Annotated in this window: 15 protein-coding genes and 3 pseudogenes; 7 read left to right on the top strand and 11 right to left on the bottom strand. The window is 65.5% G+C overall.

All coding sequences use genetic code 11. The features are described from left to right. A pseudogene (locus GNX96_RS31240) lies at nt 1-1,012 on the bottom strand (tartrate dehydrogenase); the annotation flags it as partial. Beyond that, a pseudogene (locus GNX96_RS31235) lies at nt 1,009-2,514 on the bottom strand (NAD-dependent succinate-semialdehyde dehydrogenase). The pseudogenes GNX96_RS31240 and GNX96_RS31235, both read right to left, overlap by 4 nt. Nucleotides 2,515-2,637: 123 nt before the next feature. Here GNX96_RS31235 and GNX96_RS31230 point away from each other — a divergent pair. Together GNX96_RS31230 and GNX96_RS65305 are read left to right on the top strand one after the other, a co-directional pair. Beyond that, entirely contained in the window at nt 2,638-3,882 is a 1,245-nt protein-coding gene (locus GNX96_RS31230; RefSeq protein WP_163571602.1) for an aspartate aminotransferase family protein, read from the top strand. Between the two features lie 892 nt (nt 3,883-4,774). After that, nucleotides 4,775-4,867 carry a hypothetical protein gene (locus GNX96_RS65305; protein WP_390624186.1) on the top strand — a complete coding sequence of 31 codons (93 nt, stop codon included), beginning with the start codon at nt 4,775-4,777 and terminating at the stop codon, nt 4,865-4,867. Between the two features lie 43 nt (nt 4,868-4,910). Here the strand turns inward: GNX96_RS65305 and GNX96_RS56710 are convergent, their stop codons facing one another. The 5 genes from GNX96_RS56710 to GNX96_RS31205 all read right to left on the bottom strand — a co-directional run bounded on the left by GNX96_RS56710 (nt 4,911) and on the right by GNX96_RS31205 (nt 7,975). Beyond that, the gene (locus GNX96_RS56710) at nt 4,911-5,378 is read right to left on the bottom strand and encodes a hypothetical protein (protein ID WP_279581986.1); all 468 of its coding nucleotides are present in this window, start codon (nt 5,376-5,378) and stop codon (nt 4,911-4,913) included. 25 nt (nt 5,379-5,403) lie between these two features. Next, entirely contained in the window at nt 5,404-6,093 is a 690-nt protein-coding gene (locus tag GNX96_RS31220) for a hypothetical protein (RefSeq protein WP_163571601.1), read from the bottom strand. Nucleotides 6,094-6,163: 70 nt separating this feature from the next. Further along, nucleotides 6,164-6,772, bottom strand: a complete 609-nt coding sequence (locus tag GNX96_RS31215) for a hypothetical protein (protein ID WP_163571600.1) — start codon at nt 6,770-6,772, stop codon at nt 6,164-6,166. A gap of 166 nt (nt 6,773-6,938) precedes the next feature. Next, nucleotides 6,939-7,100 (bottom strand): DUF397 domain-containing protein, encoded by a 162-nt coding sequence (locus GNX96_RS65300; RefSeq protein ID WP_163571599.1) that lies wholly within the window; start codon nt 7,098-7,100, stop codon nt 6,939-6,941. A gap of 32 nt (nt 7,101-7,132) precedes the next feature. Next, the gene (locus GNX96_RS31205) at nt 7,133-7,975 is read right to left on the bottom strand and encodes a helix-turn-helix domain-containing protein (RefSeq protein ID WP_163571598.1); all 843 of its coding nucleotides are present in this window, start codon (nt 7,973-7,975) and stop codon (nt 7,133-7,135) included. 140 nt (nt 7,976-8,115) lie between these two features. Here GNX96_RS31205 and GNX96_RS31200 point away from each other — a divergent pair, with 140 nt between their 5' ends. From GNX96_RS31200 to GNX96_RS65290, 5 genes are all read left to right on the top strand, one after another. After that, a complete protein-coding gene (locus tag GNX96_RS31200) occupies nt 8,116-8,310 on the top strand; it encodes a hypothetical protein (protein ID WP_279581985.1) in 195 nt (64 codons plus the stop codon). A gap of 9 nt (nt 8,311-8,319) precedes the next feature. After that, nucleotides 8,320-8,622 carry a hypothetical protein gene (locus tag GNX96_RS31195; protein WP_163571596.1) on the top strand — a complete coding sequence of 101 codons (303 nt, stop codon included), beginning with the start codon at nt 8,320-8,322 and terminating at the stop codon, nt 8,620-8,622. Nucleotides 8,623-8,703: 81 nt separating this feature from the next. Continuing rightward, complete coding sequence (locus tag GNX96_RS31190; RefSeq protein ID WP_163571594.1) at nt 8,704-9,276, top strand: hypothetical protein; 573 nt, start codon at nt 8,704-8,706, stop codon at nt 9,274-9,276. A gap of 102 nt (nt 9,277-9,378) precedes the next feature. Beyond that, complete coding sequence (locus GNX96_RS65295) at nt 9,379-10,002, top strand: alpha/beta fold hydrolase (protein WP_390624190.1); 624 nt, start codon at nt 9,379-9,381, stop codon at nt 10,000-10,002. Between the two features lies 1 nt (nt 10,003). Next, on the top strand, nt 10,004-10,207 hold the full coding sequence (locus GNX96_RS65290; protein WP_390624185.1) for an alpha/beta fold hydrolase: 204 nt from the start codon (nt 10,004-10,006) through the stop codon (nt 10,205-10,207). Here GNX96_RS65290 and GNX96_RS31175 read toward each other — a convergent pair. From GNX96_RS31175 to GNX96_RS31165, 4 genes and pseudogenes are all read right to left on the bottom strand, one after another. Continuing rightward, nucleotides 10,204-10,707: a DUF3830 family protein gene (locus tag GNX96_RS31175; protein WP_163571588.1), complete on the bottom strand. Its 504-nt coding sequence runs from the start codon at nt 10,705-10,707 to the stop codon at nt 10,204-10,206. The genes GNX96_RS65290 and GNX96_RS31175 overlap by 4 nt on opposite strands. Next, nucleotides 10,665-12,275 carry a CoA transferase gene (locus GNX96_RS67395; RefSeq protein ID WP_279581983.1) on the bottom strand — a complete coding sequence of 537 codons (1,611 nt, stop codon included), beginning with the start codon at nt 12,273-12,275 and terminating at the stop codon, nt 10,665-10,667. The genes GNX96_RS31175 and GNX96_RS67395 overlap by 43 nt, the downstream gene beginning before the upstream one ends. Next, nucleotides 12,262-12,621 (bottom strand): AtuA-related protein, encoded by a 360-nt coding sequence (locus GNX96_RS67390; protein ID WP_452124495.1) that lies wholly within the window; start codon nt 12,619-12,621, stop codon nt 12,262-12,264. The genes GNX96_RS67395 and GNX96_RS67390 overlap by 14 nt, the downstream gene beginning before the upstream one ends. Nucleotides 12,622-12,783: 162 nt before the next feature. After that, nucleotides 12,784-13,964, bottom strand: a pseudogene (locus GNX96_RS31165) (acyclic terpene utilization AtuA family protein); the annotation flags it as partial. Between the last annotated feature and the right edge of the window lie 75 nt (nt 13,965-14,039).

Below are 14,039 nucleotides of genomic sequence, written 5' to 3'. Positions count from 1 at the left end.
TTGCCGCCGAGGTCTGGCGTGCGTACGCCCGAGGCCAGCACCGCGTCGACGGCCGCTGAGACCGCTTCCGCGGCCGCGGTTTCACCCAGGTGGTCGAGCATCATCGCGCCGGTCAGGATCTGCGCGACCGGGTTGGCGATGCCCTTGCCGGCGATGTCCGGCGCGGAGCCGTGCACCGGTTCGAACATCGAGGGGAAATCCCGCTCCGGGTTGAGATTCGCGGCTGGCGCGGTGCCGAGACCTCCGACGATCGCCGCCGAGATGTCCGACAGGATGTCGCCGAAGAGGTTGGACCCGACGATCACGTCCAGTGTGTCCGGCCGGAGCACCATCCGGGCGGCCAGCGCGTCCACATGGGACTGTTCGGAGCGTACGTCCGGATATTCCGCGGCTATGGAAGCGAAAACCTCATCCCAGAACGGCATCGAGTGGATGATGCCGTTGGACTTGGTGGCCGAACACAGCTGTCCCCCCGCGCGTACGAGCCAACTCGAACGCATAGCGGATCACCCGCGAGACCCCGACTCGGGTGAAAACCGCCTGCTGGACGGCGAACTCGTCCGGCTGCCCGCTGTTGTGCCGGCCGCCGATCTGCGAATACTCGCCCTCGGAGTTCTCCCGTACGATCACGATTTCCAGCTCGTCGGCGCTGCGTCCGGCGAGAGCGGGCTGACCACCCCGGGCAGCAGCCGGACCGGCCGCAGGTTCACATACTGCCGGAAGGCCCGCCGGATCGGGATCAGCAGCCCCCACAGCGAAACATGGTCCGGCACACCCGGAAAGCCGATCGCGCGCCAAGGAAAACAGCGTCGTGGTCGCGGAGTTGGTCGAGTCCGTCTGCCGGCATCATCGCGCCGGTCTTCAGGAAACGCTCACAGCTCCAGTCGAAATCGGTCCACGCGAAGTCAAAACCGTGCAGCGAGCCGGCTCGGTCCAGGACCTCCCGCGCCTGCGCTACCACGTCCACGCCGATGCCGTCACCAGGAATGCTGGCTATCCGGTACGTCGTCATGACAGGCCAACCGCGACGTACTTGACTTCCAGGAACTCCTCGATGCCGATCCGGCCACCCTCCCGGCCGACGCCCGACTGCTTGACGCCACCAAAAGGTGCCGCCGGGTTGGAAACCAGGCCGGTGTTGAGGCCGATCATCCCAGCCTCCAACCTTTCGGACACTCGCAGGGCCCGGTTGATGTTGGTGGTGAACACATAACTCACCAAACCGAACTCGGTGTCGTTGGCGGCCGCGATCACCTCGTCCTCGGTGTCGAAGACGGAGATCGGCGCCACCGGGCCGAAAATCTCCTCGCGGCCCATCCGCGCATCGCGCGGCACGTCAGTCAGCACCGTCGGCGGGTAGAAGTGGCCCGGACCGTCCACTGTGGACCCGCCGGTCAGCACCTTGGCGCCGGCCGCGGTCGCGTCCGCGACCAGTTCGACGACCTTGGCGATCGCGTCGTTGTCAATCAACGGACGGACCGATCTTCACACCCTCTTCGGTACCTCGGCCCACTTTCAGCTCAGCCATTCGCGATGTCAGCCGGCGACCGAACTCCTGCGCCACCCCGCGCTGCACGTAAAAGCGATTCGCGGCCGTACAAGCCTCGCCCATGTTGCGGGTCTTCGCCATCATCGCGCCTTCGACCGCCACGTCCAGATCCGCGTCGTCGAAGACCAGGAACGGTGCGTTGCCGCCAAGCTCCATGGACGTACGCAACACCTTGTCCGCGGCCTGTGCCAACAAAATCTTGCCGACCGCGGTGGAGCCGGTGAACGAGATCTTGCGAATCCGGCCGTCCTTGATCAGCGGCTCCATCACCGGGCCGGGGTCGCTGGTGGTGAGGACGTTGAGAACGCCGGCGGGCAGGCCGGCCTCGGCGAGGATGTCCGTGAGGGCCAGCATCGACAGCGGGGTCTGCTCCGCCGGCTTGATGACGACCGTGCAGCCGGCCGCGATCGCCGGACCGAGTTTGCGAGTGCCCATCGCCATCGGGAAATTCCACGGTGTGATCAGCAAACACGGCCCGACCGGCTGGCGCATGACCAGGAAACGGCCCTGACCGTTGGGCGCGGTCGCGTAGCCGCCGTCGATGCGTACCGCTTCCTCGGCGAACCAGCGGAAGAACTCCGCCGCGTACGTGATCTCGCCCTTCGCCTCGGCGACCGGCTTGCCCATCTCCAACGTCATCAGCAGTGCCAGATCGTCAGCGCGGTCGAGAAGCAGCTGGTACGCCCGACGCAGGATCTCGCCGCGCTCGCGTGTGGTGCGTACGCGGCCCAGTCCTTCTGCGCGGCAACGGCCGCGTCCAGCGCGGCGAGCCCGTCCTCGACGCCCGCGTCGGCCACCTCGCAGAGCACCTCGCCGGTCGACGGGTCCTCCACCGGCAGGCTGCGACCGGTCGACGACGCACGCCACTTCCCGTCGATGAAGAGCTCCTTATGGACCGCCTGGATCACGGTCTTTTCCGCTGACTGCACGCCACGCTCCTCTACCTCGGCGAAAACTAGCTCCATCCTGCCCACCAAGGCAGCGCCCCGTACAGGACCATGGGAGTGACCCGCCTGTGACATTGTGCGGCTCCGCCGGCCATGCTATGCATATTGTTGACAATCCGACAACTCTGGAGCGCCGAGCCGATGACACAGCTGTCCCCGCGTCTCAAGCAGGCCACTCCCGTGGTGGTCGACCACGGCGAGGGTGTGTACCTCTTCGACACGGCCGGCCGCCGTTTCCTGGACTTCACCGCCGGCATCGGTGTGACCAGCACCGGGCACTGCCATCCCCGGGTGGTCGAGGCAGCGCAGGCGCAGGTCGCGAAGCTGATCCACGGGCAGTACACAACGGTCATGCACCAGCCGCTGCTCGCGCTGACCGAGCGGCTCGGCGAGGTGCTCCCCGCCGGCATCGACACGCTCTTCTTCGCGAACTCCGGCAGCGAGGCCGTCGAGGCGTCGATCCGGCTGGCCCGGATGGCCACCGGCCGGCCGAACATCATCGTCTTCTCCGGCGGCTTCCACGGCCGTACGGTCGCGGCCGCCTCTCTGACGACGTCCGGCACCAAGGTCCGCGCCGGCTTCGCGCCGCTGATGGCCGGCGTGTCAGTCGCGCCTTTCCCGCACGCGTACCACTACGGCTGGGACGAGGACACCGCGACCAAGTTTGCCTTGCGGGAGCTGGATTTCCTGCTCGCCACCCAGTCCGCTCCAGATGACACCGCCGCGTTCTTGGTCGAACCGGTCCTGGGCGAGGGCGGGTACGTGCCCGCCAGCACCGCCTTCCTCGCGGGCCTGCGCGAACGCGCCGACCGCTATGGCATTCAGCTGATTCTCGATGAGGTGCAGACCGGTTTTGGTCGTACCGGCCGATTCTGGGGCCACGACCACTTCGACAGCCGCGCTGACATCCTCGTGATGGCGAAAGGGATCGCCTCCGGCTTCCCGCTGTCAGCCATCGCCGCACCGGCCGCCCTGATGATGAAAAAAAGCTGGCCTGGCTCGCAAGGCGGCACGTACGGCGGCAACGCGGTCGCCTGCGCGGCGGCCGTCGCGACGCTCGATGTCATCCAATCCGAGGGACTGGTGGAAAACTCCGCCGTCCAAGGCCAGCGGCTGGTCGCCGGACTCCGCGCGACTGCAGCCGATCACAAGGAAATCGGTGACGTACGCGGCCTCGGCCTGATGCTCGCCTGCGAGTTCACCACCGCCGACGGCTCCCCCGACACCGCCACGGCCACCCGCGTACACGCCGCGGCCGCCGCCAACGGCCTCCTGCTGCTGACCTGCGGCCCCTTCGGCAACGTCGTACGCATGATCCCACCACTGATCGTCACCCCCGCCCAGATCGACGAAGCCCTAGCCCTCTGGACCACCTCCCTGACCTGATCCCTTGCGCGAGGGTGACGTTCTGGCGCCGAATTGTCCCTATTTGAGCCCTACAACGTCACCCTCGCGCAAGGTCTGCCTGTGGAAAACCCGAGACGGCGTACGCGCTGAGTCGACTATGGGGAAATGTCTGATCCCATCACTCGCTCCAAGGCCCTGGCCGACGGCGTAACCGACCACGGCCTGAAGACGGCAGCTGGTCCCGTCCCTTTCGGGGTGTCTACGTCCAACGCGGGGGCGTCACCGACGCTACGCCGTATCAGGCCGCGCTCACCGCAGTCGGCCACAATGCGGCGCTCAGTCATCTTTCCGCCGCAGCGCAGTGGCAGTTGCCGCTGCCCTGCGGTCAGTCCGGTCACTCGCCCGTACATGTCACGGTGTGTGTGACGCCCCGACCTCGGCATCGGCCGGGAGTTCGGGTCCATAAGAACCAATTCGACTCCGGAGACGTCCGGCTCGTCAACGGGATGCGGACTACGTCGGTGAGCCGCACGTGGTTCGACCTCGCATCGCGTTGTCTTTACTACGACCACGTCGCACTAACCGACGCGATCTTGCACCGCCGCCTAAGCACTCCAGAGCAACTCGCTTTCGCCATCAAAGCCGGCCGCCGCGGCGTCAAGATCGCTCGCTTGAGTCTGCTCGCCGCCGATGAGCGGGCTGAGTCGCCCTGGGAGACCCGCACCCGGATGATGCTCCACGCGGTGGGCATCATGGTGACCCCCCAAGTCGTCGTCCGGGACGTGCTGGGCAACGTGATCGCGCGCGTCGACCTCGCACTGCCGGAGTTCAAGATCGCCATCGAGTACGACGGGGAACATCACCTTGGGATCGCACAGCAGCGCGCGCCGATGTTGATCGCGCACGAGCGCTGGAGCGAGCCGGCTGGCTCGTGCTGCGCTTCGGCGTCGAGGACGTACGCGACAACCCTCGGCGCATGATCGCCGAAATCCGCGCCGCCATCACCCGCCGCCGCAGCTGGTAGCGCCTTCGCGAGGGTGACGTTGTGGGGTAGAAATCGGGAGTAATCACCCCCAGAACGTCACCCTCGGCGGTTCCGTACGATTATGGCGTCGGCGGCCGGTGGCGGTGCTGCGCGGCGGCTGTTGGGGTGGAAACTGGGGTGGCGGGGGGGCGGCGCTCCGGCGTGCCGGCTTCGGACGGGAAGCGTTCGCCTTCGCCCGAAGTTCTTCGGCGCCAGCCTGAACACCGCGAGCGCGTGCGGCATCGTCCGGACTCAACAGCGGCGCTGGGGCGGCCGCTGGTGGTGATGCGGGCGGCTGCGGCGCGGCACCGACAAGGCTCCGAAATGCGGCCTCGGCAAGCTTAAGACCGGCGCCATGGCGTACGACAACACCTTCGACCGCGCCCATTTTCTCGTCATTGCGGTCAAGCCGCGACTCATGCTCATCGAGCCGAGAACTGACGTGATTTTGGTGCGTTTCCAACAACGTATGGTTGCGTTGCTCGAAAGCCCGCTGCCGATTCTCCGCCACCTGATCCCGCGCGGCGAGCTGCTGGTCAACATACTCTTTCGAAGCCGCGCCCTGCTCCAACCCGGACAGTCGAGCGCCGTGCGCGACACTTGTCTGTCCCAACTGGGATGGTCGCTCTCGCCTCGGCGAGCTCCCCCTTCAACTGAACGATTGTCTGGTGATCCTGCTCACGCACTGCGTCATTTCGGGCGCGTTCGGCAGCAAGTGCGGTCTCCAGCATGGCCTGAAACTGCTGCTCGACCTCCGGCCCGACCCCTGTTGGCTGAGTGGCGGCCGCCTTGAGCGCAGCCGTGTCCTGCTCGACGTTCGTTAGGCGCTGGTTGGCCTTACGCGCGAACCGGGATGTGGTGGCGAGCAGGCCATGCACACGATGCCCGAGAGAACCCAGGGATTCGTCGGTTTCTTTGAACTTCTCCAACGCCGGTGTATCGGGATCCTTGCCATCTGCCCGGTCCTTGACCATTTGCTTGCTGGCCGCCCGCGCATCCCGCATCTTGTTCCAGGCACCCATGCCCAGCGCGAGTCCGGCACCGACGCCGAGAGTGATGGCGGTTTTGCCTGACGTGGCAAGCAACGCCTGCACTGTCAGCGATCCCGCGAGAGCTGTGGTGGTGAAAGTGCTGGTCACCCACTGGATCGGCGTCAGCGCGAGAGTACGCAGGCCAGATTTCTTGGTGTCCTTGAGAAAGTCGTCCTGCTGTTTCTTCTCAGTCACCCCACCAACGCGCAGTAGCCCCGGACAGACGAATCGTCTCGGCGTCTCCCCCGACCTGCGGCGGCACCACTCATGTCGCCTGCACGAACCCGCACCGGTTGGTGACGATGCCAGGAACCGATGCAGCGAGAAGCTGCGCCATCTGGTCGAGCTCAAGCAACGGTTCGTCGAGAGTCTGGTGATACTCGGTCAGCGCGTCCCAAAGTGACGGGTAGTAGACGCTGCTTTGCCACATCACGTACACCGCCCACATGACCTTGACCAGCACGCGTCCTTCGCGGCCAATACGGTAGTAGTGCCGCTCATCGCCAGTGTTTCCCATCGCATCCCCGTTGGGAAAAAGCCGGTAGCGCTTCAGGAACTCGACGCCGGACGGGCCCTCGGGGTCGAACTCGGCAAGGAGGCCCTGCTTAGAGAGGGACTCCACCACTGCCTGTCCATCGGAGGCAAATTCAAGGTCCGCCAGACGTTCGAGATGGACTCGATCAAACTGACAACGGTTGGCCATTTCCGGGTCGGCGAAGCTGAGCAACCAGACCTTGTACTCGTCCAAGCTGAGGGACACGACACTGGTGGGCGTAGCAATCTCGAACTCCGTCGGCGCGGTTGTGCCGCTTTCGGGTTCGCCGTCCCAGAGGGGGCCGCCGTCGAAGCCGACAGGGACGATGACCTTGGCCACGTGTAGTCCTCCACCCGTGATGCAGCCCGCAATGAGTGTTCAGCGTACCAAGTGAGCGCGCGTAAGCGGGGCGTCATGCACCGACGAGTACAGCCCCACAGGATGACCTGCGAGGCCGTACGAAACGGAACTGGTTAGGCGGTGAAACCGTCAACTTTCACCGCAGTCACGAAAGTACGCCACCGAGCTGGGTCGAAGCCCAGATGAGAGGGGATTGTTCGCCGAGCTTGGAGTCGCGCACGAGCAAAATCCTCGGTACGTCCGCGACCTCAACACAGTTGTTGTCGCTTTGACTACGTCTGGACTTGCGCCACGTTGGGGCCAGCATCGTGGAGTCCTTTCTCTCAATGGGTGATACTCCTATTTTGCCGCAATCTCAAGAAGGCGGCGACTTTCGTCCGGCGACAAAGCATGGGACCGGATCGCCTTCAACGCGCGCTGCACCCGTTGAATAGCTTCGGGGGCGTCGATCAGCAAATCACCCGCCACGGTATCGAGGTAGATGCTTGCCGGCATAAGGTCGTTGAACTCCAGCAGCGTCACCGAGCCGGGCAGCGCAAGATGGACTCCGTCCGCTATTCGCGCGATCTGAACAGTGATGTTCGGTCGATGTCCGAGTTCAATAAGGCGCTGGGCCTGGTCTTTCATGACCTCCGGGCCACCTACCGAGCGTTGGAGCACGCTGTCGTCCAAAATTATCGCAACCTGCGGTGGGTCGACGTCTGCTACAAGCCGTTCTTGGCGGCGCATACGAATCTCGACTCGCTCGTTGATCACTGCCTCGGTGAGCGGAACGGGCGCCTGATCCTCAATTATTGTTCGCGCGTACCGCTCCGTCTGCGCAATTCCCGGGACCACCGACGCCTCGTAGACGGAGATCGAAATGGCGTCCGTCTCCAGGGCGACCAGGTCGGCGAGGCGGTTGGGGAGGTCGAAGCCGGACCACCAGGCGTCCTTGGTTTTCGCCTCCTTGGCGAGCTGCGCCCACCGCTCGACTTCGTCTTTGTCTTGGATGCCGTACAAATTCAGCATCATCCGGACGGTCTGCGGTCGAGTCACCGTCTGGGCGGCCTCGATGCGGCTGATCGTCGACTTGTTCATCGACAGCTCGGCGGCCACCTGCTCCAGCGTCAAGCCGGCATCCTTGCGGAAACCCTGCAACGCGATGCCGATGCGCCTTGCGCGGATATAGGAACGGGCCACCGGTAATCCTGCCAGTTCTCACGGTCGTCTGTCATTTTTTGCAACTTCTCTCTAGCTAGACTTGCGCTGCCACCTTTGCAGTGGGATGGTAGCGCTCAGTGAAGTTGCACGACAAAAGCCACCGCCATCCGGGAGTAGCCATGCGGGACACCCACCACCATCAGCCGGGGCAACGCCTCGGCATCCTTTGCCGGCCCGCCGGCGAGGTCCTTGAGCTGCGCAAATGCCGGCTCTGCTCACACCCGCTGATCCGCACCGAAGACGACGGCCGGTGGCGTACGGTCGCCGATCATGTACGCGGTCGGGTGCGCGCGGTCCACGCGTCGCTGATCTGAGCCGCCGGGATGCCGTACGACCACCGGCTCACCGGGCCGCTGGGGATGCGTGGCATGCGCGCGATGTTCGCCGTAGCCGCGCCGCGACCGTTGTCCGACCGGATGTGGGCGGAGCGGTACGACCAGTGGTGCAGCCGCCTGCACTCCCGGGCCAGCGTCGCGCACATCGCCTGGATGCCGGCAAGTGGCGAGGCGTACACCTTCGCCGACGTCCCGACCGTCAAAGTCGAGGCGATTTTGCTGCGGATACTTGAAAACACCCCGGTCGCGGCCGCCATCCGCAGGGTCCCACCGACCGCCCGGCCGGCCTGAACCGCCCGGTGCCGGCGATGGGGCCAGCGCCGGCACCCGGGCCCACCACCCTGTTAGTCCACGAGTCAAGGAGACACAGCCTTGGTCGACCCACCGATCAGCCGAATGCAGACGGCTCGTGACCTGTGGACCTGGTCCCGCGAAATCGACGCCACCCAACTGTTTCTGGACTGGATCCATCGATGGCGGCCGAGCGAAGTCCGTCTTCGGCTCGATCCGGCTCGCCTCCTCGTTCTCAGCGCGGGCCACCTGCTGCGCCAGCGCGCCTTCGCGGAGGCTCGCTGGCATCGACCTCTCCTGCGTACAGGCACGGCAACGGCGACCCCTCACGATGAGGAGATCAGGCGAAGCTGGATCTCCTTCCAGTCCGCCCAGTCGAACGATCGGCTGGCGCCTGAAGCACTGAAGACCGAACTAATCGCCTGGTCGATGATGTGTGCTGCCGCCGACCGCACTCTTGCCTTCTGCCAAATAGCGCGGATCCGCCCAGACGATCCTCGACTCAGGGACGCCCGCAATCCCACGCTCCTGTATGACGACTGCGAGTGGGCGAGCAACTCGTTGTTCGGTGCGACGAAGCTTATTGCCGATCTCTTGGACGATTTCTTTCCAGAGTACGCATCAAAAAAGGCGTCAGACGACAGCATCGAGTAGCCCCCTGCGCCATCAGGCATCACCTCACGGGTAATCGCGCGAGTGACGCCGGGCTGCCAAAATTCCCTCCATCGACGAACCCGTGTGAGCGAGGGAATACTGATGCCGACATTGCGTACGACTGACCGCACCGACCTCTTCTACCGGGACTGGGGCACCGGCGCGCCGGTGGTTTTCCTGGCCGGGTGGGCTTTGAGCGGTGACATGTGGCAATACCAGATGCTCGCCGCCGCCGAGCGCGGTTTTCGGGCAGTTTGCTATGACCGGCGCGGCCACGGCCGGTCCGACGACCCCGGCCGCGGGTACGACTTCGACACACTGGCCGACGATTTGGCCGCGCTACTGGAACATCTGGACCTCGCCAACGTCACCGTGATCTCGCATTCCATGGGCGGCGGCGAAGTGGTTCGCTACCTCAGCCGGCATGGGTCAGCGCGCGTCGCGCGGCGTCGCGCTGGTCGGGTCCACCATGCCGCGTCTGCTGCGGTCCGACGACAATCCGGACGGCATCGATCCGGCGCTCACAGACCTGCTTCGAGACAGTATGAAGAAGGATCTTCCCCAGTGGGGCGTGGAAAACATCGGGCCGTACGTCGGCGTGGACGTGCCGGGGTGCGACGTTTCGGTGGCCAGTCAGGAATGGACGCAGCGGGACGGCCTACGGGTGTCACTCCAGGCGGCGATGGACTGCTACCGAGCCAATCTGGAAGCCGACTTCCGGGCTGAGTTGGTCTCAATCACCGTGCCGACGCTGGTGGTCCAGGGCACCCACGACGTGTCCGCCCCGCCGGAGCTGTGCGGCCAGCGGATCGCGGCCCTGGTGCCCGGCAGCCGGCTCGCCGTCTATCCGAACGCGCCGCACGCCATCTACCTGACGCATCAGGACCAGCTCACTGAAGAACTGCTGGATTTCGCCGCCAAGAAGGTCTAAACGTCGGCGCGTCGGAAGGACAATGTCTCACCTTCCACGCCACGCAGCCAAAGGTCCTGCGCGGCGGCGGCCATCTCGGCCAGACCTTCTTCAATGGCACCGAAAACGTTGCCTGGGATCCAGCCTTGGTCGCCGTTGATCAGCAGGTTGTTGCGACCGTAGAAGAGCGCGAGATCGACCACGTGCTCACCACTGTGGGCCTCACTCCCTTGGTCGTAGCCGTAAGACGCGTTGCCGATTTGCCAAGGTTCGAAACCGAAATAGCAGACATCGCCCGGGATCGGCGTCACGGTGGGATTTTCCGGGCCGGGCGCCTGTTCCGCGAAGGCCGGCAGCAGTGTGTAAACCTCATTGCGGGCGTACTTCGCGTGATAGGCGTCGCCGGACCGCGGCAAGGCGTCCCAGACGGCGGCGCACGTACGCGGCGCCTCCTCGTCGAGCAGGCGGGCGCGGCAGGTCACGCCGCGCTTGTCCAGGGAGATGGTGATGTATCGGGGCATGCCTCTCCTTCTCCGGGCGGTCTCCGCAACGTACGAGCCGACTGTCCGATTGTCAACAATCCGACGGCTGAGCCCGAATTCAGCCGGCGAGCCACTCCGGCCGGCAGGAGCCGCGCGGCACCAGCACCGTGTCGTAGTGCCCGGGGGTTTGTGACATCGACACCTGGTCGGTGACACCCTGGTAGCGGCCAAGCGGGGTGTCCGCGACGAAGGTCTCCGGGTCGAGATACGCGTGCTCGGTCCCCTGGCCAGCGGTCCGCAGCGCGCGCGGCCGGTCGAAGATGCCCATGCTGAGGATCCACAATGCGGCCCGGGTCAACGAAACATGCACGCGGTAGCTGCCGCCGTCGACAGCCCGCCGGGCCAGTGCCTCGACAATGCCCGCGGCCATCAGCCACGACGTGACGTAGTCGTTGACGACCATGATCGGCGGCAGCGCGGGCCGGTCGCCGTCGCCCGCCCTCCAACGTCATCATGCCGACCAGGCTTCCGGCCGTCTGGTCGAAACCGACCCGATCCGCCCACGGCCCGTGCGGCCCGTTCAGCGAGGCGGTCGCGTGAATAATCCCGGGGCGTACGGCCGCGGCCTCTTGCGGCGAGAGACCGATCTGATCCAGATATCCAGGTCGCCGGTTGGCATAGAAAACATCCGCGCCGGCCAGCAGTGCGTGGATCTTTTCCTTTCCTTCCAACGAACGCGGATCGACGGTGGCCGATCGGGTGCCGACATTCGCGCTGGCATACGTGACATCGTGTTCCAGCTCGTACGGCCGCCAGAGGTTGAGTACGTCCGCGCCATGCAGCGCGAGCGCCCGCCCCACTCCGGCCCCAGCGATGACGTGTCCCATTCCCAGCGCTCGTACGCCCGACAGTGGTTGCGCGGCGCCGGGCGGCAACGGGACCGGTTCACTGTCCCCGATTTTGGTGATCTCGATCAACGGGAGGTCAGCCAGCACGTCCCGATAATGCGGCTCGGTCAGCAGTTCTTCGGTGCTGCGCAGCATCGGCATCACCACCCCGGCGGCCGCTCCAGCCTCCTCCAACTCGCGTCCTCGCCAGCGAGCCACGGCCGCCGCGACGGCATCGGCGTCGTCCGGCACATTCAGCAGTTTCTGTGCGGCCACCTTGATTTTCGGGTAGAGGTTCAGTGGCATCACCCAGCGATCATCGGCCGTACGATAGAACGCCAACCCGAGCGCGTTGGTCGCGTTCGCCGGCGAGCCTGGCGGATATCCGTTCAGGAGCTCCCATTTTCGGTCATAGAACGGGCACAGCCGGTGCGGTGCGACCCGCAGGTCGACCCCGATGTGCTGGCCCGGCCCGCCGCGTAGCCGCCACAGTTTCGCGATGGTGGCCGACTTCGCCGCCAACGCGATCGCCGACGCGGCTCCCAACCGCAACGTGCTCGGCACTACTGGATCGGCGCCTTGGAAGGAAAAACTCCCGCCGGTGTCGGCCAGGTCGACGCCGATGCCGGCGAGCACCTCGGCCAGCGTGGCGCGCGGGTCGAAGTCGTCGTCGGTGGCCGGGTTGGCGGCCGCCTTGGCGAGACGGTCAGTCAGTGACATCGACACTCCCCTGCTCGGACAACAGCCGCACCGGAATAGGCACGTGTTTGGCGCGTAAATACTCTCCCACCGCCTTGCCGACCTGGTCGACCCGCAGGTTCGCCGAGCCACCGGTGCCCAGCAGCCCACGCAGCACGAAATGCACCGCACGCAGGTGCGGGAACTCGTGGCGTATCACCTCAAGCTCCTTGATTTCCGGTACGAGCCGCCGCAGCTCCACTGTGGACAGTGCCAGCCGCAGCCACGGCCAGACCCGCTCGTCCGGGGCCCAGATGCCAACGTTGCTGTTGCCGCCCTTGTCTCCGCTGCGTGCGTACGCGACAGTCCCGAGCGGCAGATTTCGCACGTCCTCCGGCGAAAGAGCGCCAACCGGCTCCGGATGGACCGGCTGCGGCGCTGTTTCGCTTTGCTCGGGCGGCGAGATTTCGTACGTCTGGCCTTCGAAAAACGTCCGATGATCGACCGCGGTCAGCGGTAGCAGCGCTGGCCAGTAGTCGATCCGCGGCTTGGGCGTACCGGTCAGCTGCGAAGCGCCGTCGTGGAAGAATCCCGGAATGCTTTGCAAGTAAAGCGAACTGAGGCGACGAGCCAGGCCGAAGCGGGCCAGCGGCTCGCGCTCGGCGGCGGTGGCCATCACCCGGAGCGCGACCGTCGCGTCCCACTGTGTTTGCGGATCGTCAGCGGCCGTACCAATCCGGGTAAAACTCAGCTCGACACCGGCCGGCAGGTCACGACCGATCTGGGCTCGCAGCAGGTCGATCTTCGCGGTCACCTCGGGCGCGGTGACAAATATGGTGTTGACGATTTCGTAACCCAGCAAGGCGAAAACGGCGACCTTGGTGGTCGGTGGCGGCGGCGAGCCGGTGGCGCCACGGATTTCCACCCGGTCCGGACCGGTCGCCGCCAGCTCGACGGTGTCCAAATGGACCGTGACATCGGGATTCAAATAGCGCGGGCCCTGAATTTCGTACACCAGCTGGGCAGTGATCGTGTCGACCGTGACCGCGCCGCCGTCGCGCGCGTGCTTGGTGATCACACTGCTGCCGTCCGCGGCGATCTCGGCGATCGGGAAACCTGGCACCAGCAGGTGCGGGATCGTGGTGAATCCAGAGAAATTCCCACCGGTGGCGTGCGGACCGCATTCGATGACATGACCCGCGGTGACGGCTCCGGCCAGCGCATTCCAGTCGTCAACGCCCAGTCGTGCCACCAGGCGGCCGGCCCGGCCGTCAGGGACGCATCGGTTACTCGGCCACAAACCACGATGTCCGCACCCTCGGCGAGCGCGCGGGCAATTCCCCAGCCGCCCAAATACGCGTTGGCTGCCAACGGTTCCAAACCCCATGCCGACAGCGGTTCACCGGAGTCCAGGTTCTCCATTAAATGGCCAGCGCGCTCATATTCCGGCAGCCGCGACAACACATCATCGCCTTCGACATATGCCACCCGTACGTCCGCGCCTTCCTCTGCCGCCGCTTTCAAGAGCGCGTCGGCCAGGCCAGCGGGGTCGAAGCCGCCGGCATTCGTGACGACTTTCATTCCCCGCTCAGCGATCGCCGCCAGATGTGGCCTGATCTGATCGAGGAAGTAGCTGACATACCCGCGGCGGCCGTCCCGGCCGGAAAGCGCGGCGAGGGTGACCTCGGCCAAGTAGTCGCCCATCAGCACGTCCACCGGATCGCCGGCCATCACCTCGTCGATCGCGGTGAAGCGGTCGCCCAGGTAGCCGGAGAAGTTGCCGATCCGTACCGGTCCGCGCATAGC

The sequence above is a fragment of the Fodinicola feengrottensis genome, assembly GCF_010993775.1.
Lineage (GTDB): Bacteria > Actinomycetota > Actinomycetes > Mycobacteriales > HKI-0501 > Fodinicola > Fodinicola feengrottensis.
The sequence above is the reverse complement of the archived record's forward strand: the minus strand, read 5'-3'. Positions and strand labels throughout refer to the sequence as shown.

Excerpts from the sequence above, each read along its gene's own strand:
- GNX96_RS31230 (WP_163571602.1), top strand. The coding sequence starts at position 2,638 with ATGACACAGCTGTCCCCGCGTCTCAAGCAGGCCACTCCCGTGGTGGTC.
- GNX96_RS65300 (WP_163571599.1), bottom strand. The coding sequence starts at position 7,100 with ATGCTGGCCCCAACGTGGCGCAAGTCCAGACGTAGTCAAAGCGACAAC.
- GNX96_RS31200 (WP_279581985.1), top strand. The coding sequence starts at position 8,116 with ATGCGGGACACCCACCACCATCAGCCGGGGCAACGCCTCGGCATCCTT.
- GNX96_RS31195 (WP_163571596.1), top strand. The coding sequence starts at position 8,320 with ATGCCGTACGACCACCGGCTCACCGGGCCGCTGGGGATGCGTGGCATG.
- GNX96_RS65295 (WP_390624190.1), top strand. The coding sequence starts at position 9,379 with ATGCCGACATTGCGTACGACTGACCGCACCGACCTCTTCTACCGGGAC.
- GNX96_RS31175 (WP_163571588.1), bottom strand. The coding sequence starts at position 10,707 with ATGCCCCGATACATCACCATCTCCCTGGACAAGCGCGGCGTGACCTGC.
- GNX96_RS67395 (WP_279581983.1), bottom strand. The coding sequence starts at position 12,275 with ATGTCACTGACTGACCGTCTCGCCAAGGCGGCCGCCAACCCGGCCACC.